The organism is Streptomyces sp. I05A-00742 (assembly GCF_013055795.1).
Taxonomy (GTDB): domain Bacteria; phylum Actinomycetota; class Actinomycetes; order Streptomycetales; family Streptomycetaceae; genus Streptomyces.
On the sequence record NZ_JABETO010000003.1, the window covers coordinates 165,539 to 187,849 of the forward strand.

At 70.4% G+C, this 22,311-nt stretch carries 19 protein-coding genes, 2 rRNA genes and 1 riboswitch (1 of these 22 running past the window's edge); of the genes, 5 read left to right on the plus strand and 16 right to left on the minus strand.

Annotation, left to right across the window (positions count from 1 at the left end; translation table 11 throughout):
- Positions 1 to 217 precede the first annotated feature (217 nt).
- Complete coding sequence (locus HN013_RS04150) at positions 218 to 1,030, plus strand: PhzF family phenazine biosynthesis protein (RefSeq protein ID WP_171163064.1); 813 nt, start codon at positions 218 to 220, stop codon at positions 1,028 to 1,030.
- Here HN013_RS04150 and HN013_RS04155 read toward each other — a convergent pair.
- Positions 1,027 to 1,638: a TetR/AcrR family transcriptional regulator gene (locus tag HN013_RS04155; RefSeq protein WP_171163066.1), complete on the minus strand. Its 612-nt coding sequence runs from the start codon at positions 1,636 to 1,638 to the stop codon at positions 1,027 to 1,029. The two genes, HN013_RS04150 and HN013_RS04155, sit on opposite strands and share 4 nt — an antisense overlap.
- Positions 1,639 to 1,775: 137 nt before the next feature.
- Between HN013_RS04155 and HN013_RS04160 the strand changes: the two genes are divergently transcribed.
- Positions 1,776 to 2,423 (plus strand): peroxiredoxin-like family protein, encoded by a 648-nt coding sequence (locus tag HN013_RS04160; RefSeq protein WP_171163068.1) that lies wholly within the window; start codon positions 1,776 to 1,778, stop codon positions 2,421 to 2,423.
- A gap of 61 nt (positions 2,424 to 2,484) precedes the next feature.
- On the opposite strand, the gene HN013_RS04165 is transcribed toward HN013_RS04160, so the two are convergent.
- Positions 2,485 to 3,222, minus strand: a complete 738-nt coding sequence (locus HN013_RS04165) for a CPBP family intramembrane glutamic endopeptidase (protein WP_171163306.1) — start codon at positions 3,220 to 3,222, stop codon at positions 2,485 to 2,487.
- A gap of 277 nt (positions 3,223 to 3,499) precedes the next feature.
- Positions 3,500 to 4,999, minus strand: a complete 1,500-nt coding sequence (locus HN013_RS04170) for a glutamate--cysteine ligase (RefSeq protein ID WP_171163070.1) — start codon at positions 4,997 to 4,999, stop codon at positions 3,500 to 3,502.
- A 481-nt stretch (positions 5,000 to 5,480) separates the two neighbouring features.
- Between HN013_RS04170 and HN013_RS04175 the strand changes: the two genes are divergently transcribed.
- Positions 5,481 to 6,068 carry a hypothetical protein gene (locus tag HN013_RS04175; RefSeq protein WP_171163072.1) on the plus strand — a complete coding sequence of 196 codons (588 nt, stop codon included), beginning with the start codon at positions 5,481 to 5,483 and terminating at the stop codon, positions 6,066 to 6,068.
- Positions 6,069 to 6,379: 311 nt separating this feature from the next.
- Positions 6,380 to 6,586 (plus strand): DUF5999 family protein, encoded by a 207-nt coding sequence (locus HN013_RS04180; protein WP_171163074.1) that lies wholly within the window; start codon positions 6,380 to 6,382, stop codon positions 6,584 to 6,586.
- A 121-nt stretch (positions 6,587 to 6,707) separates the two neighbouring features.
- Here the strand turns inward: HN013_RS04180 and gcvP are convergent, their stop codons facing one another.
- Positions 6,708 to 9,593 (minus strand): aminomethyl-transferring glycine dehydrogenase, encoded by a 2,886-nt coding sequence (gcvP, locus tag HN013_RS04185; protein ID WP_171163076.1) that lies wholly within the window; start codon positions 9,591 to 9,593, stop codon positions 6,708 to 6,710.
- A 189-nt stretch (positions 9,594 to 9,782) separates the two neighbouring features.
- Positions 9,783 to 9,905, minus strand: a riboswitch (glycine riboswitch).
- A gap of 202 nt (positions 9,906 to 10,107) precedes the next feature.
- On the opposite strand from gcvP, the gene HN013_RS04190 reads away from it, so the two are divergent.
- Positions 10,108 to 10,530: a PRC-barrel domain-containing protein gene (locus HN013_RS04190; protein WP_171163078.1), complete on the plus strand. Its 423-nt coding sequence runs from the start codon at positions 10,108 to 10,110 to the stop codon at positions 10,528 to 10,530.
- Between the two features lie 49 nt (positions 10,531 to 10,579).
- Here the strand turns inward: HN013_RS04190 and HN013_RS04195 are convergent, their stop codons facing one another.
- The 12 genes from HN013_RS04195 to HN013_RS04250 all read right to left on the minus strand — a co-directional run.
- Entirely contained in the window at positions 10,580 to 12,058 is a 1,479-nt protein-coding gene (locus tag HN013_RS04195; protein ID WP_171163079.1) for a DNA polymerase IV, read from the minus strand.
- Between the two features lie 99 nt (positions 12,059 to 12,157).
- Complete coding sequence (locus HN013_RS04200; RefSeq protein WP_171163081.1) at positions 12,158 to 12,868, minus strand: MerR family transcriptional regulator; 711 nt, start codon at positions 12,866 to 12,868, stop codon at positions 12,158 to 12,160.
- Positions 12,869 to 13,080: 212 nt separating this feature from the next.
- Positions 13,081 to 13,554 (minus strand): bifunctional nuclease family protein, encoded by a 474-nt coding sequence (locus HN013_RS04205; RefSeq protein ID WP_004947186.1) that lies wholly within the window; start codon positions 13,552 to 13,554, stop codon positions 13,081 to 13,083.
- 52 nt (positions 13,555 to 13,606) lie between these two features.
- A complete protein-coding gene (locus HN013_RS04210) occupies positions 13,607 to 14,383 on the minus strand; it encodes a MerR family transcriptional regulator (RefSeq protein WP_171163083.1) in 777 nt (258 codons plus the stop codon).
- 17 nt (positions 14,384 to 14,400) lie between these two features.
- Positions 14,401 to 15,234 (minus strand): FHA domain-containing protein, encoded by an 834-nt coding sequence (locus HN013_RS34085; RefSeq protein WP_398978320.1) that lies wholly within the window; start codon positions 15,232 to 15,234, stop codon positions 14,401 to 14,403.
- Between the two features lie 130 nt (positions 15,235 to 15,364).
- Positions 15,365 to 16,339 (minus strand): DUF881 domain-containing protein, encoded by a 975-nt coding sequence (locus tag HN013_RS04220; protein ID WP_171163086.1) that lies wholly within the window; start codon positions 16,337 to 16,339, stop codon positions 15,365 to 15,367.
- A gap of 5 nt (positions 16,340 to 16,344) precedes the next feature.
- The gene (locus HN013_RS04225) at positions 16,345 to 16,677 is read right to left on the minus strand and encodes a small basic family protein (protein ID WP_004947174.1); all 333 of its coding nucleotides are present in this window, start codon (positions 16,675 to 16,677) and stop codon (positions 16,345 to 16,347) included.
- Complete coding sequence (locus HN013_RS04230; RefSeq protein ID WP_171163088.1) at positions 16,674 to 17,591, minus strand: DUF881 domain-containing protein; 918 nt, start codon at positions 17,589 to 17,591, stop codon at positions 16,674 to 16,676. Before HN013_RS04230 ends, HN013_RS04225 begins: the two co-directional genes overlap by 4 nt.
- Positions 17,592 to 17,737: 146 nt before the next feature.
- Positions 17,738 to 20,233, minus strand: coding sequence for a mannose-1-phosphate guanyltransferase (locus HN013_RS04235; protein ID WP_171163090.1), 2,496 nt, complete (start codon positions 20,231 to 20,233; stop codon positions 17,738 to 17,740).
- A 74-nt stretch (positions 20,234 to 20,307) separates the two neighbouring features.
- Positions 20,308 to 20,916, minus strand: a complete 609-nt coding sequence (locus HN013_RS04240) for a CDP-alcohol phosphatidyltransferase family protein (protein ID WP_171163092.1) — start codon at positions 20,914 to 20,916, stop codon at positions 20,308 to 20,310.
- Positions 20,917 to 21,068: 152 nt separating this feature from the next.
- Positions 21,069 to 21,185 (minus strand): 5S ribosomal RNA (gene rrf / locus HN013_RS04245).
- Positions 21,186 to 21,272: 87 nt separating this feature from the next.
- Positions 21,273 to 22,311, minus strand: a 23S ribosomal RNA gene (locus HN013_RS04250) (it continues 1,822 nt past the right edge of the window).

Genomic DNA, 22,311 nt, shown 5'->3' on the forward strand with positions numbered 1-22,311 from the left:
GGCGACGGGCCTCGGAAGACCGCCCCCACAGGCGGGCAGAACGCCGGTACCGGACCGCGGCCCGGCTCCTGACCCGGATCGCCGTCTCCCCGGACCCGCGGCCCGGTAACACTCCACCGATCCGGCCGGGCACGGAGGCCACCTCCCGAAGAAAGCAGGCCACATCCCAAAGATTGGCCATGTCCCGTCCCCGCCCGCGCCCTCTACCGTCCTTGCCATGCGAATCCGAATCGTCGACGCGTTCACCGACCGCCCCTTCGCCGGCAACCCGGCCGGCGTCATGCTCTTCGACGGCCCCTTCCCCGACGACGAACGGCTCCAGGCCGTGGCCGCCGAGGTCAACCTCTCCGAAACGGCGTTCGCCCGCCCGCTGGACGGCCCGGCGGAGGCGGAGTGGGAGTTGCGCTGGTTCACCCCGACCACCGAGGTGGGGATGTGCGGGCACGCCACGCTCGCCACGGCGCACGTCCTGCACACCACGGGGACGGCAAAGGGCACCGTGCGCTTCGCCGCCCGGTGCGGCCTGCTGATCACGACAGTGCACGAGGACGGCTCCCTGACGCTGGACTTCCCGACCTCGCCGCTCACCCCCGTCGACGCACCCGACGGACTGGCCGAAGCGCTCGGCGCGACCCCCGTCAGCGTGCACGACACGAGCCACCACATCGGCGACCTGGTCGTCGAACTGGCCGACGAGCGCACCGTCCGCACCCTCGCCCCCGACCTGCGCCTCCTCGCCGAACGCTCCAGCCGGGGAGTCATCGCCACCGCGGCGGCCGAGGACCCCGCGGGCGGCTACGACTTCGTCTCCCGCGGCTTCTTCCCGAACGCCGGCATCGACGAGGACCCGGTGACCGGCAGCGCGCACACCGCCCTGGCCCCCTTCTGGTCCGCGCGCCTCGGCCGCACGGAGCTGACGGGACTTCAGGGCGGCACCCGGCAGGGCCTGGTCCGCACCGCGCTGCGCGGCGACCGCACCCTGCTGACGGGCTCCGCGGTGACCGTGATCGACGGCGAGCTGCTCGTCTAGCTGCTCGTCCGGAGGGCCGATGCGACTCCGAACAGCCCGAGAGTGGCGGTGACCGTGCCGAGCAGCGAGTCGGCGTCAACCCCGGTGCGGGAGCGGACGTTCACCCCGTAGGCGAGCAGCACAAGGGCCTCGGCGGTGGCCGCGACAGAGAGCCCCGGGGGCAGCTGCCCCCGCTCGCGGGCGGTTTCGAGGGCGGTGTGCATGGCATCCCGCAGCTGCCGGTGGTGCGCGTCCAGCAGGTCGCGGATCTCGGGATCGTCGCAGTCGGCGTCGGCGTGAGCGTTGACGAGCATGCAGCCCCAGCCCGCGTGCTCGCCCGAACAGCGCGCCGCTATCAGTGCGCTGAAGAACTCCTGTATCGCCGGCAGTCCACGGCCGTCCTCCGCAAGCCGCCTCTGCGCGGGCCACGCGCGGTGGCGGACGTAGCGCCGCAAGGCGGCCAGGTAGAGCTCCCGCTTGCCGCCGAACGTGGCGTAGAGGCTGGAGCGGCTGAGGCCCGTCGCGACGGTGACCTCCTGGATCGACGCCTTGGCGGCACCGTGCTGCCAGAAGAGCCGCTCGGCACGTTCGAGCGCGCTGTCGGGGTCGAAGTGCTTGATGTCGGGCATGTGTTACCGCTCCCGGCCGCTGGACTGACCGTTCCAGGATACCCCTTGACGCATACGCGATCGCATGGTCATTCTTGTCACCGATCCATCCTGGAACAAACGTTCCGGGAACCTCTCGGAGAGAGATGACCGCGGACATGAGCCTTCGTGACGAGCTACAGGACCTGCACGAGAACAAGCACCGCAAGCTTCCCTCCGACGCACTTGAGATCATGGACCGTGCCGCACGGGAGCTCGCCGCGACCCGTATGGCAGGCAGCGCCGTCGGCGTGGGCGCGCAGGCTCCCCGGTTCACGCTCCCCTCGGCCACCGGGAAGGACGTCGCACTGGACAGCCTGCTGGCGGACGGGCCCGTGGTGCTGACCTTCTACCGCGGCGCGTGGTGCCCGTACTGCAACCTCGCACTCCGCGCGCTGCAGCAGCACCAGGACGCGATCACTGCCCGTGGCGCACGACTGGTGGCCGTCTCGCCACAGATTCCCGACGAGTCACTCTCCCTCATCGAGAAGGAACAGCTCGCCTTCGAGGTCCTGAGCGACGGCGGCTCCGAGGTGGCCGAGCGGTTCGGCATCGCCTTCGACCTGTCGGACGAACTGGGCGACCTCTACGACCGGTTCGGGTTCGACCTGCAACGCGTCAACAGCGGCAACGTCCGCACCCTGCCGCTGCCCGCCACCTACGTCATCGACCGGACCGGCGTCATCCGGTGGGCATTCGTGACAACCGACTACACCGTGCGGGCCGAACCGTCCGAGATCGTGGCCGCGCTCCACGCGTTGACATGACCGCCACCCACGCTCCGCCCGGGGCCCGGGGGCCGCCGTGACAGCGTCACCCCATGGGGCATCACGCCGTGGGCAGCCACCCCACCTTCCCCGCGAGCAGCGCGTACCCCACGAACGCCACGATGTCGATCAGCGCGTGGGCGGCCACCAGCGGCCCGACCCGCCCCCACCGCCGGTACAGCAGGACGAAGAGCACGCCCATCGCCATGTTCCCGAGGAACCCGCCGATGCCCTGGTACAGGTGGTACGAGCCGCGCAGCACCGCGCTCGCGGCCAGGGCCGCCATCGGCGTCCAGCCCGTCTGCCCCAGCCTGCGCAGCAGGTAGCCGACGACCACGACCTCCTCCAGCACCGCGTTCTGCACGGCGGAGGCGATCAGCACCGGGAACTTCCACCACACGTCCGGCAGCGACTCCGGCACCACCGTCAGGTTGGATCCCGCGGCCCGTGCCCCCAGGTAGAAGAGCAGGCCGGTGCCGCCCACGACCGCCGCGACGGCGGTGCCGCGCGCCAGGTCGGACCCGGGGCGGTCGCGGTCGAAGCCGATGGACCGCAGGCCGGCGCCCTCGCGCAGCAGCAGATGGGCGACGAGGAGGACGGGGACCAGCGCGGTCGCGATGCCGAAGACCTGCCAGGACAGGTCGAGCCAGGGCCGGCCGGGGGCGTGGGAGGTGTTGAGCCGGGCGGCCTGGTCCTTGAGCCCGCCCGGCCTGGTCAGCGCGCCGATAAAGCTGATCAGCGCCGAGACCCCGCTCGCCCCCAGGGAGAGGGCGAGCACCAGCACGGTCTCGGTGCCCAGCGTCCGCCGTGACGGCGCGGGGCCGGCGGCCGGTACCGCCGCCGGGGCGACGGGCCGGGGCTCCCCGGCGTCGCGCGTGTTCTGCCGCGTCGCTCTGTTCACTCCTGGTCCACTCCTGCCTGCGCCCTCCGCGTCCCCGCCCGCACCGCACGCGGACGGCGCGGGGACCGTCCCTGCCGTCCGATGTCACCGCGGTCGTCACAGCTTGCCCGACGACCGGGCGCAGGTGCGACAGCGGGGGTGCGGCGCGAGGAGACGGCCTCGGGAGCGCGGACGGTCAGCCGACGATGCCCACCGGCCAGGTGTGCACCGGCTCCCCGGTCGCCATGAGCTCGCAGTAGCGGCGGGTGGTGGCGGCCAGCGCGGCGTGCCGGTCCATGCCCCGCTCCCGTGCCGCGTGGTAGGTGGCGGTCTGCCAGGACGCCCCGTTGGCCCGCCAGCGGCAGCGGCCCTCGATGACCCCGAGGTAGCGGTCGCGGTCGGCCGGCTCCACTCCCCAGGCGTCGAGGCCGGCGGCGGCCAGCGGCAGCAGTTCCTCGCGGACCAGCCGGACGGCGGGCACCTCGGCCACACCGCCGTTGCGCCCCTTCGGCCAGCGCAGGACGGCGTCGATGCCGTGCCGGCAGGCGGCGTCGAAGTTGTCCGCCGCCGCGGCGAACGGCAGTCGCGTCCACACCGGGCGGGGCTCCTCCGCGAGGGCCCGGACGAGTCCGTAGTAGAACGCGGTGTTGGCCAGCACATCGGTGACGGTGGGGCCGGCGGGCAGGACGCGGTTCTCCACCCGTAGGTGCGGGACGCCGTCGGCGATCCCGTACACGGGCCGGTTCCAGCGGTAGACCGTGCCGTTGTGCAACGTCAGTTCGTCCAGCCGCGGGACCCCGCCCTCGGCCAGCACCCGCAGCGGGTCCTCGTCCCCGCTGATGGGCAGCAACGGCGGGAAGTACCGCAGGTTCTCCTCGAAGAGCTCGTACGCCGAACCGATCCACCGCTCGCCGAACCACGTGCGCGGCCGCACACCCTGCGCCTGGAGTTCGGGCGGACGGGTGTCGGTGGACTGGACGAACAGCGGCGGCCGGGACTCGCGCCACAGCTCCCGGCCGAAGAGGAACGGGGAGTTGGCGCCCACCGCGATCTGCGCGGCGGCCACCGCCTGGGCGGCGTTCCAGACGGCGGCGAACCGTCCCGGGGTGACCTGGAGGTGCAGCTGCACCGAAGTGCAGGCGGCCTCCGGGCAGATGGAGCGCGCGGTGCAGGTCAGCCGTTCGACGCCCTCGATGTGGATGCTGACGTCCTCGCCGCGGGCCGCCATCACCTGCTCGTTGAGCAGCGCGTACCGGTCGGCGGCGGAGAAGTTCGCGGGGACGAGGTCGGCCTGCCCCAGGGTCGGCAGAATGCCGATCATCACTATTCGGGACCCGACTTCCCGGGCCTTGCGGTCCGCATAGGAGAGCCCGGTGCGCAACTCTTCGGCGAGCTGGTCGAGAACGCGTCCCGACAAGCGGTGCGGGACAATGTTCACTTCCAGGTTGAATTGACCGAGTTCGGTCTGGAAATCATGGCTCGCGATACGCTCCAGCACCTTGGCATTCATCATGCTCGGCATGCCGTCCGGGCCCGCCAGATTCAACTCGATCTCCAGCCCCATAAGGTTGCGGGGCCGGTCGAATCGCTTCTCCTCCAGTAACCTCCCCAGCCCTTCCAGGCACTGCCGGAGCTTGTCGCGGTGGCGCTGCCGGTCGGCCAGGTCGAACTCCACGGCCGCGACCTTCTCACCCATGGACGCGTCCTCCTCAAGCGGGTCGCCCGCGGCGCCGGCCTGCTCCCGTCACGGTCGATGATGCCCAGACAGGGCGATCGAAACGCATCGCCCCGTCACCGTATAACCGGTAGGCTGGCAGCCAAGCGCACTCCGGCACATTCCGTTGGCATGACGGCAGCTCATGGCATGGTGCATTGCGCTGGTGATAAACACCGACGAGTTTCGGCCTACCGTTCCCGGGAAAGAAACCGAGGTCAGGTGTGCGCGACCGGGAACGAAATCGCCGAAATCCACCCCGCAGGCGGCCCTGATTTCCCCTTGCCGGAAATACCGGCGACAGCTAGCCGAAACACCATGTGAACATGTGTCGTATAAACTCGGAGCGAGGCAGAGAGTAGGCGCCCCGGCAGTCGGTCCCGGCTCCCCTCTGACCCCGCACACCGACAGCGTCGTCACCTGCCCAGCACCACCGTGTCTCCGAAGTGAGAGGCGACCCATCATGCCGCTGCATGTCCCCCCTGCCCCCGCGCCTGCCCTCCGCAGCGTCCGCACCGCCCTCGGCTCCCCCACCGCGGTCCGCGAGACCCGCACCCCCTCCCTCAAGGCCGCCCAGGGAGCGCTCAGCTGCGAACTCCCGCTCCCCGTCCATGTGCTGGAGCAGATCTCGCCGACCGGCGGCGCACCGCGCACCCGGCTCACCGGATGGCGCTTCCTGATCAAGGAGGATGAGCACGCCATCGCGGCCGGCGAGTCCCGGCTGACCCCCGACGGCTGGGCGTTCTCCCACTTCTTCGAAGGTCCGTACGTCGTCTCGACCGAACTCGCGCTGCGCCAGGCGGAGTCGCTGACGACGCCGTACCAGCCGCGGCTGCTGACCGTCCCCGGGCTCTACATGCTCACCCTCTGGCTGCACGGCGACATCGCGGCCGAGGCGTCGTCCGGTCTCCCCGCCCCCGGCGACCTGCTGGTGCCGCTCGCCCCCGCCCCGCCCGGCATCGCCGCGCACCGGCCGCACCGCTTCGCCGACCTGCTGCCGGTCCTCACCCTCCGGCTGACCACGGCACCCGTGCTGCAGAAGAGCGCGTGACGCGTCCCGACGGCGCCCCGCGGCCCGGCCGCGGGGCGCCGCGCGCTGTCCACACCCGTGTCACCCACACGGCCCACTCCGCCGAGGTCGACCCGAATCGACCGAAGGGGCAGACTTGTTGACAGCAACCGTCCGCATGGGTGACGCGTCCTCTTCTCCAGAGGACCGCTGCCATGAAATCCCTGCGGAATCACGCCCGTAGGGCAACACTGGGAACGACAGACCACATCGTCACGGGGGGCGGCATGACCACCGCATCGAGCCGCAGCACGGCAACAGCAGCAGAGACATCCCAGCGAAAGAACCCTCCCATGTGCCAGCACCAGCCCGCGTGCCCGTCAGCCGATTCAGCCGACCGGGAAGCCGCCCACCTCGTGGCGCACTTCCCCCAGCAGGGCTGGAGCCTGCTGTGCAACGGCGTCCTGTGCTTCGAGGACACCGGCGAACTGCTGCCGGACGGGCAGATCATCGCCCCGCACCGGCCGCTCGGAACGGAGCATGTGGTGACAGCGGCCTGACGGCCGCACCGAGAACCACCAGCAACACAGCTACATACGAACACCGCACGACGACATGAAAGGGCCGGCCCGGCGCACCCGCCGAGCCGGCCCTCCCCGCGTACGGGATTCCCGCCCCGGGCTAGCCGTCGTACTCCTCCAGCGGCGGGCAGGAGCAGACGAGATTGCGGTCACCGAACGCGCCGTCGACCCGCCGCACCGGCGGCCAGTACTTGTCGGCCGGGGAGACGCCGCCCGGGAAGACCGCCTCCTCCCGGCTGTACGGGTGCTCCCACCCTCCGGCTACGGACGCGGCGGTGTGCGGGGCGTTGCCCAGCGGGTTGTCGGCCTTGTCCCACTCCCCCGAGCCGACCTTCTCGATCTCCGCGCGGATCGCGATCATGGCCTCGCAGAAACGGTCCAGCTCGGCGAGGTCCTCGCTCTCGGTGGGCTCGATCATCAGCGTGCCGGCCACCGGGAACGACATCGTCGGCGCGTGGAAGCCGTAGTCGATCAGACGCTTGGCGACGTCGTCGACGCTGACTCCGGTCGCCTTGGTGAGCGGCCGGAGGTCCACGATGCACTCGTGGGCGACGAGGCCGTTGGGGCCGGTGTAGAGCACGGGGTAGTGCGGCTCCAGGCGCTTGGCGATGTAGTTGGCGCTCAGCACCGCGACCTGGGTGGCGCGCTTGAGGCCCTCGGCGCCCATCAGCCGGACGTACGCCCAGGAGATCGGCAGGATGCCCGCCGAGCCCCACGGCGCCGCCGAGATGGGCCCGACGCCGGTCTCCGGGCCGGCGGCGGGCTGGAGCGGGTGGTTGGGCAGGTACGGCGCGAGGTGGGCGCGGACGCCGACCGGGCCGACGCCCGGACCGCCGCCGCCGTGCGGGATGCAGAAGGTCTTGTGCAGGTTCAGGTGCGAGACGTCGCCCCCGAACTCGCCCGGCTTGGCCACCCCCACCAGGGCGTTGAGGTTGGCGCCGTCCACGTACACCTGACCGCCCGCCTCGTGCACGAGGGCGCAGATCTCGCTGATGTGCTCCTCGAACACTCCGTGCGTGGACGGGTAGGTGACCATGAGCACGGCCAGCTCGTCGCGGTGCTTCTCGATCTTGCCGCGCAGGTCGCCGGCGTCGACCTCGCCGTCCTCGCCCGTCTTCACCACGACGACGCGCATGCCGGCCATCACGGCGCTGGCCGCGTTGGTGCCGTGCGCGGACGACGGGATGAGGCAGACCGTCCGCTGCTCGTCCCCGTTGGCGCGGTGGTACGCGCGGACGGCCAGCAGCCCGGCCAGCTCGCCCTGCGAACCGGCGTTCGGCTGGAGGGAGACCTTGTCGTAGCCGGTGACCTCGGCCAGCCGCTCCTCCAGCTCGTGGATGAGCGTCAGATAGCCCTCGGCCTGGTCCGCCGGGGCGAACGGGTGCAGCGCGCCGAACTCGGGCCAGGTGACCGGCTCCATCTCGGTCGTCGCGTTGAGCTTCATCGTGCAGGAGCCGAGCGGGATCATCCCGCGGTCCAGCGCGTAGTCCCGGTCGGCGAGGCGGCGCAGGTAGCGCAGCATCGCGGTCTCGGAGCGGTGCTGGTGGAAGACCGGGTGGGCGAGGAAGTCGGAGCTCCGCAGCAGCTCCTCGGGGAGCGCGTCGGCGGTGGCGGCGTCCAGCGCCTCGATGTCGGCGGTCACGCCGAACGCGGCCCAGACGGCGGTCAGGTGCTCGCGCGTGGTGGTCTCGTCGCAGGCGATGCCGACCGTGTCGGCGTCCGTCCGGCGGAGGTTGACACCCCGCTCCAGGGCGGCGGCGACGACCTCGTCGGCCCGCCCGGGCACGCGCGCGGTCACGGTGTCGAAGTGCGCGCCGTGCACGACCTCGACACCACCGGCCCGGAGGCCTTCGGCGAGCAGCGTGGCGTAGCGGTGGGCGCGGCGGGCGATGGCTGTGAGGCCGTCGGGGCCGTGGTAGACGGCGTACATGCCGGCCATCACGGCGAGCAGCACCTGCGCGGTGCAGATGTTGCTGGTGGCCTTCTCGCGGCGGATGTGCTGCTCGCGGGTCTGCAGGGCCAGCCGGTACGCCTTGTCGCCGTCCGCGTCGACGGAGACGCCGACGAGGCGGCCGGGGAGGCTGCGGGCGTACTGCTCGCGGACGGCCATATAGCCGGCGTGCGGGCCGCCGAAGCCCATCGGGACGCCGAACCGCTGGCTGGTGCCGACGGCGATGTCGGCGCCGAGCTCACCGGGCGGGGTGAGCAGGGTCAGCGCGAGGAGGTCGGCGGCCACGGTGACGACGGCGCCGAGCTCGTGGGCCCGCTCGATGACCGGGCGCGGGTCGCGGACGGCACCGGAGGCGCCGGGGTACTGGAGCAGGACGCCGAAGACGCCGCGCTCGGCGATCTCGTCCGGGATGCCGGCCGAGAGGTCGGCGACGACGACCTCGACCCCGGTGGGCTCGGCGCGGGTCTCGATGACGGCCACGGTCTGCGGCAGGGCGTCGGCGTCGACGAGGAACACCCCGTCCTTGACCTTGCCCACCCGCCGGGAGAGCGCCATGGCCTCGGCGGCCGCCGTGCCCTCGTCGAGGAGGGACGCGCCGGAGGTGGGCAGCCCGGTGAGGTCGGCGACGACCGTCTGGAAGTTGAGCAGCGCCTCCAGGCGGCCCTGCGAGATCTCCGGCTGGTAGGGCGTGTACGCCGTGTACCAGGCGGGGTTCTCCATGACGTTGCGCAGGATGACGGGCGGGGTGAAGGTGCCGTGGTAGCCGAGCCCGATCATGGGAACGAGCACCTGGTTGCGGTCCGCGAGGGTGCGCAGCTCGGCGATCACCTCGGCCTCGCCGCGGGGTGCGGGCAGCCGGAGCGCCTCGGCGCTCTTGATCACGTCCGGCACGGCGGCGGCGGTGAGTTCGTCGAGCGAGCCGAAGCCGACCTGGGCGAGCATCTTGGCCTGGGCCTCGCCGTCGGGGCCTATGTGGCGGCCGGCGAACGGAGTGCCGCGCTCCAGGTCGGAGAGGGCGATGCGGTGGGCAGTCATCTGCGGGGGCCTCCTGGTCATTGCGACCTGCGAGGGGTACCACGGCGCGGGTACCCGGACGGCCTCCCCCTCTGTCATCTCAACCTGAGAGCTTCACCGGGTCCTGTGCGCGACCCGGCTTTCACCGTCGGTGAGGAGGGGCTCGGCGTGGTGCCCGGACCGGTTGCCCGCCCTGCTTTCCAGAGTGACCTCGTCCGCGCGGTACGTGTGCCTGAGAGATTCCGGGGAGGATTTGCTCCTTCGGCGCCCCCGTCGGCCCCTTCGAGGTCAATGCCTCTGCAGGGCCCTGGAGGACTCTCCCGCGCGGGGTCCACAGCCAATCGCCAGCCTACCAGCGGCGATGCCGACGGCGGATCTCCCGAACGCGGCCTTCCTCCGGCGTCCCTCCACTGCCGCGCCTTTGCATCACATTTGCTGAAAGTTGCGGCTTTTTATGGCCTTCGAGGGTTTTCCTGGGCTTTACGAGATGCTTCCCGGGGAAACCAGGGGACAGAAGTGACTCCAGGGAGGAAATATGCAGTCCGATATCGACCCCCGGAGCCTGATCGGCCGCAAGGCCTACGACCGTGACGGCTCGAAGATCGGCACCGTGGACGAGGTCTACCTCGACGACGCCACCGGCGAGCCCGAGTGGGCGGCCGTCCGCACGGGGCTGTTCGGCCGCGACGCGTTCGTCCCGCTGGAGCCGAGCGAGGTCGTCGGCGAGGCGTTGCGCATCCCCTACGACCGGGCACTCATCAAGGCCGCCCCGGACCTGGGCGTCGGCCGTCACCTCTCCCCCGAGCAGGAGCTCCAGCTCTACCACCACTACCGCCTGACGCTGCCCGGCCCGGCCGGCGACAACGGCTCGGGGACGGGGCAGGAGACCGCTCCTCCCGCGGAACCGAGGGGCGCCCCGGAACGGGGGCACGACACCGGTCCGGAGCCCGGGCCGTAGCCGCGGCCGGGAGTGCGGCCCGGTGGGGGGCGGTACCGGCCCGACGGGCCTACGCCGCCGATCCCTCGGTCCCAACGCCGGACCCGTCGCCGGGACCCGTGTGCGGCCCCTCCGAAGGACGTATCAAGGGTTCCTCCCCCGACACCCCCGACACCCCCGGCGCCTCCGACGCCCGTAGCAGCGGCACGGGCTCCGCGGGCTCCAGGGCGGGATCGTCGACAGGGAACGTCTTCACCCGTCCCGGAGCCGCCGACCAGGGCTCCTCGAACCGCACGGTGACCCGGCCGAGACCACTGCCCTGCACCCAGCCCCGGCCGAACGCGCTGTGCACCACGTCCAGCCCCGGCAGCCACTGCCGCGGCCGGGAGGCGTCGTCCTCCGCCGGGCGGTCGTCCGCCGCGGCGGATTCCGGCACCGGCTGCTCCCCCTCGGCCGTCCCCCGTTCCGCCTCGGCGGCCCGGGCCTGGGCGAAGAGGTCCTCCTGCGTGTAGTCGGCGAGCCCGCTGACGCCGACGCCCAGCAGCCGCACGCCCTCCGTGGTGTCGACGGCCTCCAGGAGGCGTGCGGCGGCCTCGCGGACGACCGCGGGGTCGTCGGTCGGGCCCCGGAGGGTCTCGGAGCGGGTCAGGGTGGAGAAGTCGTACCGCCGCACTTTGATCACGACCGTGCGGCCCGACCGTCCGGCGGCCCTGAGCCGCTGGACACAGCGGTCGGCGAGGCGGGCCAGCTCCAGCTGCACCCGCGTCCGGTCGGTCAGGTCCTCGGCGAAGGTGTCCTCCACCGAGACGGACTTCGCGTCCCGCTCGGCCACGACGGGGCGGTCGTCCCGGCCGGTGGCCAGCGCGTGGAGCCCGGCGCCGTGCGCCTTGCCCAGCAGCCGCACCAGCTCCGCCTCACCCGCCTCGGCGGTCTCGGCCACGGTGTGGATGCCCGCGCGGCGCAGGGTCTCGGCCGTGGCGGGGCCTACGCCCGGGATCGTCCGCACCGGCATGGGCCCCAGCAGTTCCAGCTCCGTGCCGGGCTCGATGACGACGAGGCCGTCCGGCTTGGCCTGCTCGGAGGCGATCTTGGCGAGCATCTTGGAGCCGGCGAGCCCCACCGACCCGCTCACCCCGGTCGCCGCCAGGATGTCCCTGCGCAGCCGCTCGCCCACGGCCCGCACGGCCGCCGACGTCGGCTCCACGCCGCCCGCCTCCAGGTCCACGAACGCCTCGTCGAGGCTCAGCGGCTCGACCAGCGGCGACAGCCGGCCGAGCAGTTCCATGACGACATCGCTCACCTGCCGGTACAGGGTGAAGCGGGGGTGGAGGTAGGCCGCGTTGGGGCAGAGGCGACGGGCCTGGGCCGTCGCCATCGCCGAGTGCACGCCGAAGACCCGTGCCTCGTACGACGCGGTGGCCACCACGCCCCGGGGCCCGATGCCCCCCACGACGACGGGCTTCCCGCGCAGGCTGGGCTTGGCCGCCTGCTCCACCGAGGCGTAGAAGGCGTCCATGTCCAGATGCAGGATCGTCGGTGAACCTCTCACACGACAGATGGTCCCGCATGGCACTGACAATCGCGCTGACGTGCGACGTCACGGTCTCCCGCGCCGCCCGGGGGCCGGAGGCCCGGGGAGCGAGTGTCCTCAGCCCGCCCGGTTGCGGCGCCGGGCCAGCTCGTCCGCCGGGTTGTGCCCGATGAGCGTCTCCCCGGTGTCCACCCGCTCGCCGTGGAGCTGGGCGAGCGCGCTCTCGACGTCCCGCCACACCACGCCGACGGCGATCCCGAAGACACCCTGTCCGCCCTGGAGGAGGCCCACGACCTCGTCGGGCGACGCGCACTCGTAGACCGTCGCGCCGTCGCTCATCAGCGTCATCTGCGCGAGGTCGGCCATGCCGCGCGAGCGCAGGTGCTGGACGGCCGTGCGGATGTTCTGGAGGGAGACCCCGGTGTCCAGCAGCCGCTTGACGATCTTGAGGACGACGACGTCCCGGAAGCTGTAGAGCCGCTGGCTGCCCGACCCGTACGCGGGCCGCACGCTGGGCTCCACGAGCCCCGTGCGCGCCCAGTAGTCGAGCTGCCGGTAGGTGATGCCGGCCGCCGCGCAGGCGGTGGGCCCGCGGTAACCGATGGTGTCCGGACCGGCCGCACCGGCCCCTCCGGCCCCGGCGTCCGCGTCCACGGGGCCGCCGGGACGGGACCCTCGCTGCGAAGTGACCGCCGCCGCGGCGGGGACCGGAGTGCCTCCCACGCCGCCCATGCCGTTCAGGCCATGGGGGCGGGCCACCGGTTCGACCGTTCCCCCATGCAGCGGATACGGACTGCCGACCGCTGTACCGTCGCCCGTGCTTCTCACGCCGACCTCCGTCCTTGACCTGCCTTCTCGACGGTAGGCAGTCGCTCGGGGTGCGTCAACGATCGCCACACTCGGCACGCCGAGTGATAATCACCCTGAGAGTGGTTTTACGTGTCTCCGCGAGGGGAAAGGCTACTCGAATGCGCTGCCGCGGCCTGTCAAGGCCGGGGCCTCCACCTCATAGGCGCCTCATGGACGCCTCATCGGCCGCCTCACTGGCTGTTGGTACCGAAGTCCTCCGGCGAGATCTGGTCGAGGAACTCGCGGAACTTCTCCACCTCGTCCTCCTGCTCGTCCGGGATCGCGATGCCCGCGTCGTCCAGCACCCCGTCACTGCCGTAGATCGGCGTACCGGTGCGCAGGGCCAGCGCTATGGCGTCGGACGGCCGCGCACTGACCTCCACCCCGCTGGCGAAGACCAGCTCCGCGTAGAACACGCCTTCGCGCAGGTCCGTGATGCGGACCTCGGCGAGCTGCTGCCCCACCGCCTCCAGCACGTCCTTGAACAGGTCGTGGGTCAGCGGCCGGGCCGGAGCCATCCCCTGCTGTGCGAAGGCGATGGCTGTCGCCTCCCCCGGTCCGATCCAAATGGGGAGGTAGCGGTCGCCTCCCACTTCACGCAGGAGCACGATCGGCTGGTTGGAGGGCATTTCCACCCGGACACCCACGACATCGAGCTCGTTCACACAGCAACCCTAGGACGTGCTCGGCCGGTTTGGGTAGTCGGGGCGCCTTCGGTCACTGTCCGCGCAATTGGAGCGCGGAGCGCACCAGGGCGGCGTGCAGCCGTACGGACAGTCCGGCCAGCTCGCGCGCGGTGGCCTCCGCGTGGGCCCTGGTCTGCGGGTTACGGTGCCTGCGCAGCGGTGCGACCACCTGTTCGACCAGGCCGGCCTCGCGGTCGGCGGCCGCCTTCATGGCCCGTAGGTGCCGCGGCTCCAGCCCGAAACGTCCCAGGTCAGCGACGAGCCGGGCGACGGCGACGGAATCGGCGGCGAATCCGCCGTCCGGGTGGGGGGTGACCAGGCCGTACGACTCCCACTCCGTGAGCTCCCCCTCGGTCACTCCCGTGGCCTCCAGCAGCTCGGCACGGCCGGTGCGGCCGCCGGGCCCCGCGGAGGCGTGCTCGGGACCGGAGTCCGCCTCCACGTCCTCGCCCGGCTCACCGAGGTCGAGAGCGTCGCGGGGCTGGCCGGGGGCGGGCAGCTGGATCCGCTCGCCGCGGGCCAGCGCGTCCAGGTACTCGCGGATGACCTTCAGCGGCAGATAGTGATCGCGCTGCATCCGCAGCACCTGGGCCAGCCGCTCCACGTCCGCCGTACTGAATTTGCGGTAGCCGGACGGCGTCCGCTGCGGCTCGACCAGGCCCTCCGCCTCCAGAAACCGGATCTTGGAGATGGTGACCTCGGGGAATTCCTCGCGCAGCAGGTTGAGCACCGTACCGATGCTCACCGGCCGTCCCTCCGCACCGGCGGTGCCGGAGGAGCCGGCACCGCCCGACGGTGTCTGAAGCATGGCCTTCCCCTGGTAGGTCAGATGCCCCGCTGGCTGCCGAAGAAGACCAGGCGGTACTTGCCGATCTGCACCTCGTCACCGTTCGACAGCACGGCGGAGTCGATCTGTTCCCGGTTGACGTACGTGCCGTTGAGGCTGCCGACGTCCGTGACGCTGAAGCCGCCGTCGTGGCCCCGCCGGAACTCCACGTGCCGGCGCGAGACGGTCACGTCGTCGAGGAAGATGTCGCTCTGCGGGTGCCGGCCCGCCGTGGTCACCTCGCCGTCCAGCAGGAAGCGGCTGCCCGAGTTGGGACCGCGCCGGACGACCAGCAGCGCCGACCCCAGCGGCAGCGCCTCCACGGCGGCCTGGGCCTCCGGGGAGAGCGACGGGATGGCCGTCTGGCCGGTGGTCTCGGAGTCGTACGCCTCCAGACCCGAGATGGAGATCGTGGACGTGGTCTCCGACGCGCGCTCGGCGACGGCACCGGGCCGCAGCGGCGCACCGCAGTTGGAGCAGAAACGGCTGTTCTCGCCGTTCCGGTGACCACACCTCGTACAGACCAAGGCAGCCCCTTCCCCCGCACCCGACATCGGCGTCCCGAGACCTATACGGCCGGTCGCCGAGGGATCACCGGGAGGAACTCCCTGCCCACCCGGGGCACCGCCGGAAACACCCATCTGATCGCGGAACAGGGGACGCCCCTCCTGGCCCCGCTCATCGCCTTCCACCGGAGCCGAGGCCCGGTGGCGCGCGGAACCGCCGCCACTCTGGCGTGCGCTCTTGCCGAACAACTTCGCAAACAACTTCACGGGCGATTCCCCTTGACCGAAACAGACCCGCCCGTGGGGCAGGACAAACCCTCGATGCACACACCGTCCGACCTGAACATCCTTACAACGTCCATGGCCGACAGACAGTTTCCATCACGCACCCCCATCTTGGTGCGCCGACCCCCCGCAACTTCCCGCCCTCCCCGCAGAGCCCCTGCGTTCGCCCGACTCACTGCGATGACGACCGAGCGTAGTCAGGCCGCTTCGCCGGACGCAAGGCGTCAACATTGATCTTCTCAGACCGGGAGATGTCCACCCCGGCCTGCTCCTTCTGCAGAGTCTGCACCACACCACCGGGGATGTTGAGAGCGGGCTTCAGATCGTCGGGCTTGCCGATGACCTTGAACTTGTACGGCTGCGAGACCTTCTTGCCGTCGATCTCCACCCTCCCCGCGCTGCCCGAGAAATATGTACCGGCGACCACACGGACATCGTTCACCTGGATCGCCTCGGCGCCCGCGGCCCGCAACTCCTGGACGGCGTCGAGCAGCATGTCGGACTCCACCGACCCCTTGCTGTCGCTCACCGTGAGGACGATGCCGGGCCCCTGCGCGGCGACCGTGCCCGCCAGCACCCCGAGCTGCTGCTCCTTCTGCGCCGTCTGCTTACGGGCCTCCGCGGCCTGGTTGGAGCTGTTCTCCAGCTCCGTCCGCTGGCCCTCCAGCTTCCGCTTCTCGTCCTGCAGCCGCTTGGTGCGGTTGTCCAGCTCGTCCAGGATCCGCACCAGGTCCTCCTGGCGCGCCCCGCGCAGCACACTGCTCCCGCTGTTCGACCGGACCTGGATCGCCAGCCCCAGGCCCAGCACGCACAGCAGCAGGGCGACGGTCAGCTGCGCCCGGGTCAGCCGGGGCGGCCACAGGCCCTTGACGAGCCGCTGACGCCCCGTCAGGGGGGCTGTGGCCGGTGGCTCCGGCGGAGGGCCGGACGGCGGCGGCGTACCGCCCGCAGGGCCCTCCCCGGCCGCGTGCCCGGGCCGCCCCGCCGGCTCCGGGCGCTCCTGCGGTCCGGAGGGCTCCGCTTCGGGCGTACCCGGCCCGGTGTCCTTCCGCTTCCGGTCCCCGGCGCCGGGTTCCACCGGCCCGGTCCCGTCCCCGGCGGGCCCCTGGGATTTCTTCGGCTCCTCGGGCGTGTCGTCGGTGCTCATCGGCCTCACGCCCGGAAGACGTGCCGCCGGATGGCGGCGGCGTTGGAGAAGATACGGATGCCCAGGACGACCACCACACCGGTGGACAGCTGCGCGCCGACCCCCAGCTTGTCGCCCAGGAAGACGATGAGGGCCGCGACGACCACGTTCGACAGGAACGACACCACGAAGACCTTGTCGTCGAAGATGCCGTCCAGCATGGCCCTGAGCCCGCCGAACACCGCGTCGAGCGCCGCGACGACGGCGATCGGAAGGTAGGGCTCGACCGCCGTCGGCACCACGGGGCGGACCACCAGCCCGACCACGACTCCCACAATGAGGCCCAATACGGCGATCACGATGTGCCCTTCCCTGTGTCGGCGGCGCGGCCGGCCGCGCCGCCCTCCTGCGGCCGTGCGGTGTGTACGGTCAGACTCGGCGCGGGCGGCAGCCGGATCTCGTCCTCGACGGAGATGGTCGCCCTGACCCCGTAGTTCTGCTGGAGCACGTGCAGGTACTGTCCGTCGACGCTGTCCTGGAACGAGGTGCTCATCCGCCGGCCGTCGCCGATCGCCAGCACCGTGTACGGCGGCACCAGCGGCCTGTTGTCCACCAGTATGGCGTCACCCGCCGCCCTGATCGCCGACAGAGACGTCAGGCGCTGGCCGTTGATGGCCACGGCCTCGGCGCCCGCCTGCCACAGTCCGTTGACGACCCGTTGCATGTCATGGTCGCGCACCCGGCCGGTGTCCGAGAAGCCGCTGCTCTCCCGGGGACCGCCGCCCCCGGACTTCGCCTGCTTGGCGTCGTCGACGACCACCTTCACCCCGGGCCCCCGCACCGGCGTGGCCCCGGCGAGCAGGGAGACCAACTCGGCCTTGTCCCCGCCGTGTTCCTCCAGGGCCTCGCGCTGCCGGCTGCCCACGGACTCCCGGAGACCGTTGACGTCCTTCTGCAGCCCGTCCGCCGCCGACGTCTCCGTCTCGATGCGGTCGATGAGCTGCTCGCGCTCCTTGGCCAGCGTCGGTGCCGATATCCGCGCCTGCGCGGCTCCCAGCGTCACGACCACCGCGGCCAGCAGCAGCGCCGCGGCGAGCCCCAGCCTGGCCCGCAGCTTGCCCGGCAGTTCCTTGCCGCCCTCGGCCCGCCGGGCCGCCGCCTCCGCGTACCCGTCGTCCAGGCTGTGATCCATCACATTGGTCAGCAGCGACATGGAGGCGTCGGGGCGCGGAGGCGGTGCGGGGGTCCTCCGAACGGGGGGCTGCTGCGACATGCCGCACATCGTCGCACGTCGGGGGCGCCGTCTCCCAATGGCCCCACCGGCGTGCCGGAACGGGACCGGAAGCGGCGCCCCCGGTGCTCAGCGCCTCCGCCGTACGCCCGGCGCCCCACGACGGGGCGCGGGCCCGGCGGGGGCGTTCACCGCCCGGCGCCGTCCACCACGGCCGACCACTCGTCGAGCAGCGCCCGGGCCGAGGCGTCGTCAGGACCCTCCGCCCAGAGGTGCGTCACGGCCTCCGCCGGGTCGGGCAGCACCATCACCCACCGCCCGTCGGCCTCCACGACCCGGACCCCGTCGGTCGTGTCGACCGAACGGTCCCCGGCCGCCTCGACCACCTGCCGCATCACCAGACCCTTGACCGCCCACGGCGTCGCCAGGTCCCGCCGCAGGACGTGCGCCCGCGGGATGCGCGCGTCGATCTGACTCAGCGTGAGCTGAGTGCGCGCCACCAGCCCGACCAGCCGGACGAAGGCCGCCGTGCCGTCGAAGACGCTGCTGGACTCCGGCACGATGAAGCCGCCGCGCCCGTCCCCGCCGAAGATCGTCGAGTCGGCCCGGCCCACCCGGGTCAGATCGTCCGGCGACGTCGTCGTCCACTCCACCTGCGTACCGTGGTACGCGGCCACCTGCTCGGCGATCCGTGTCGTCGTCACCGGAAGCGCCACCCGTCCGCTGCGCCGCTCGGCGGCAACCAGATCGAGCAGCACCAGCAGGGCCCGGTCGTCCTCGACGATCCGCCCCCGCTCGTCCACCAGCGAGATCCGCTCGCCCACGGGGTCGAAGCGCACCCCGAACGCCGCCCGCGCGGACGCCACGATCTCCCCGAGCCGCACCAGGCCGGACCGCCGGGCGTCGGCGGTCTCGGTCGGCCGCGCCTCGTCCAGTCCGGAGTTGATGGTCAGCGCCTCCACACCGAGCCGCCCGAGGAGGCTGGGCAGAACGAGCCCTGCGCTGCCGTTCGACGCGTCGACGACGACCTTCAGCCCCGCCTCGGCGACGCCCGAGGTGTCGACGGACCGCAGCAGCGACCCCGTGTACGAGTCGTAGACGCTCGACGGGAAGGACAGGTCACCGATCTCGCCGGGGAACGCGCGCCGGTACTCCTGCCGGGCGTACACCCGGTCCAGCTTCCGCTGGCCCGCCTGCGAGAGATCCGCCCCGCGCTCGTCGAAGAACATGATGTCGACCGAGTCCGGCACCCCGGGAGTGGTACGGATCATGATCCCGCCCGCGCTGCCCCGCGCGGTCTGCTGCCGCGCCACCGGCAGCGGAACGTTCTCCAGGTCCCGCACCTCGATCGCACTGGCCTGCAGCGCCGAGATCACCGCCCGCTTGAGCGCCCGCGCGCCCCGGGAGTGGTCCCGCGCCGTGGTGACCGTCGCGCCCTTCTTGAGCGTCGTGGCGTACGCGCCGGCCAGCCGCACCGCCAGCTCCGGCGTGATCTCCACATTGAGGATCCCCGACACGCCCCGCGCCCCGAACAGATGCGCCTGGCCCCGCGACTCCCAGATGACCGAGGTGTTGACGAACGCGCCGGCCTCGATCGTCTTGAAGGGGTAGACCCGGACGTTCCCCTGGATGATCGATTCCTCACCGACGAGACACTCGTCGCCGATGACGGCACCGTCCTCGATCCGCGCGGCGCGCATGATGTCGGTGTTCTTGCCGACGACACAGCCCCGCAGATTGCTCTGCTGGCCGATGTAGACGTTGTCGTGGACGACGGCCTTATGAAGAAAGGCTCCGCTCTTGACGACGACATTGGAACCGACGACGGTGTGCTCGCGGATCTCGGCGCCGGCTTCGACCTTGGCGTAGTCGCCGATGTAGAGCGGGCCGCGCAGCTCGGCGTCCGGATGGACCTCGGCTCCCTCGGCGACCCACACGCCGGGCGAGATCTCGAAACCGTCTATTTCGACGTCCACCTTGCGTTCCAGGATGTCGGCCTGGGCCTTGACGTAGCTCTCGTGAGTGCCGACGTCCTCCCAGTAGCCCTCGGCGATGTAGCCGTAGATGGGCTTGCCTTCCTTCATCAGCTGGGGGAAGACATCACCCGACCAGTCGACGGGAACGTCCGGCGCCACGTAATTGAAGACCTCGGGCTCCATGACGTAGATGCCCGTGTTCACGGTGTCGGAGAAGACCTGACCCCAGGTCGGCTTCTCCAGGAAACGCTCGACCTTCCCCGCCTCGTCGACGATGGTGATGCCGAATTCGAGCGGGTTGGGCACCCGGGTGAGACAGACGGTGACCAGGGCGCCCTTTTCCTTGTGGAACCGGATGAGATCCGTCAGGTCGAAATCGGTGAGGGCGTCGCCCGAGATGACGAGGAAGGTGTCGTCCTTGAGGGCTTCTTCCGCGTTCTTGACGCTTCCCGCCGTGCCGAGTGGCTTTTCCTCGTTGGCGTAGGTGAGCTCCATGCCGAGCTCCTCGCCGTCACCGAAGTAGTTCTTCACCAGCGAGGCGAGGAACTGGACGGTCACCACCGTTTCCGTGAGCCCGTGCCGCTTCAGCAGCCGGAGTACGTGCTCCATGATCGGACGGTTGGCCACCGGCAGGAGCGGCTTGGGCATGCTTGAGGTCATGGGGCGAAGACGAGTGCCTTCGCCACCGGCCATCACGACGGCCTTCATGTCGGAAGCGTCCTCCTTGAGAGATGACGGACCGCCGACGAAATCGCCTCGATGAACCTGCGCCCAGGGCGAGATCAGTCGGCTGTGGTATCCGCCTTGACCAGTCGGCGGACTTGAACCACATAGAGGATCCCTGCCCACCAATAGAGGGTTGTACCCCATCCGGCGAACGCCCATCCGAAAACAGTGGCAGGCAGCTGCACCCAGCTGTCATTGTCACTGAGAAGCAGCAGCGGGAAGGCATACATCAAGTTGAACGTGGCAGCCTTGCCGAGGAAGTTCACCTGAGGCGGCGGGTAACCGTGCCGTCGCAGGATCCACACCATGACCAGGAGCATCGCCTCGCGGGCCAGGAGGGCCGCGGTCAGCCAGAGCGGCAGGATCTCCCGCCAGGTCAGGCCGACCAGGGTGGAGAGGATGTAGAGCCGGTCGGCCGCCGGGTCGAGCAGCCGGCCGAGGCTGCTGATCTGGTTCCAACGCCGCGCGAGCTTGCCGTCGAGATAGTCACTGACGCCGCTCAGCGCCAGCACCAGCAGCGCCCATCCATCGCTCTTCGGACCGCCGAAGACGGGCTGCAGGATCAGCCACAGGAAGAGCGGGACGCCGACGAGGCGAGCCATGCTGAGGATGTTGGGGATGGTGAGGACGCGGTCGGTCTGGACGCGCGTCTCCTGGACCTCCACCCGGGGGCCTCCTGTGGGGAACGTTCCTGTTGATGCCTCTTGACCTTACCGGTAGCCCGGGAATGCGTGTGCGGGAGGGGCTGCCGGGCCGGTAAACGCAAGTAAGCCCTGGCAGAGGAGCTGGGCTCCCTGCCAGGGCTTACTGAATAATTGCTCGGCGGCGTCCTACTCTCCCACACGGTCCCCCATGCAGTACCATCGGCGCTGAAAGGCTTAGCTTCCGGGTTCGGAATGTAACCGGGCGTTTCCCTAACGCAATGACCACCGAAACACTATGAAATTAACCCAACCAACCATCACTTGCATGGTTTCGGCTGTTCGTTATTTCAGAACAAACACAGTGGACGCGAGCAACTGAGGACAAGCCCTCGGCCTATTAGTACCAGTCAGCTCCAACCGTTACCGGTCTTCCACACCTGGCCTATCAACCCAGTCGTCTACTGGGAGCCTTACCCACTCAAAGGTGGTGGGAGCCCTCATCTCGAAGCAGGCTTCCCGCTTAGATGCTTTCAGCGGTTATCCCTCCCGAACGTAGCCAACCAGCCATGCCCTTGGCAGGACAACTGGCACACCAGAGGTTCGTCCGTCCCGGTCCTCTCGTACTAGGGACAGCCCTTCTCAAGACTCCTACGCGCACAGCGGATAGGGACCGAACTGTCTCACGACGTTCTAAACCCAGCTCGCGTACCGCTTTAATGGGCGAACAGCCCAACCCTTGGGACCGACTCCAGCCCCAGGATGCGACGAGCCGACATCGAGGTGCCAAACCATCCCGTCGATATGGACTCTTGGGGAAGATCAGCCTGTTATCCCCGGGGTACCTTTTATCCGTTGAGCGACGGCGCTTCCACAAGCCACCGCCGGATCACTAGTCCCGACTTTCGTCCCTGCTCGACCCGTCGGTCTCACAGTCAAGCTCCCTTGTGCACTTACACTCAACACCTGATTACCAACCAGGCTGAGGGAACCTTTGGGCGCCTCCGTTACCCTTTAGGAGGCAACCGCCCCAGTTAAACTACCCACCAGACACTGTCCCTGATCCGGATCACGGACCCAGGTTAGACATCCAGCACGACCAGAGTGGTATTTCAACGACGACTCCACACACACTGGCGTGCATGCTTCACAGTCTCCCACCTATCCTACACAAGCCGAACCGAACACCAATATCAAGCTATAGTAAAGGTCCCGGGGTCTTTCCGTCCTGCTGCGCGAAACGAGCATCTTTACTCGTAGTGCAATTTCACCGGGCCTATGGTTGAGACAGTCGAGAAGTCGTTACGCCATTCGTGCAGGTCGGAACTTACCCGACAAGGAATTTCGCTACCTTAGGATGGTTATAGTTACCACCGCCGTTTACTGGCGCTTAAGTTCTCAGCTTCGCCCCACCGAAAT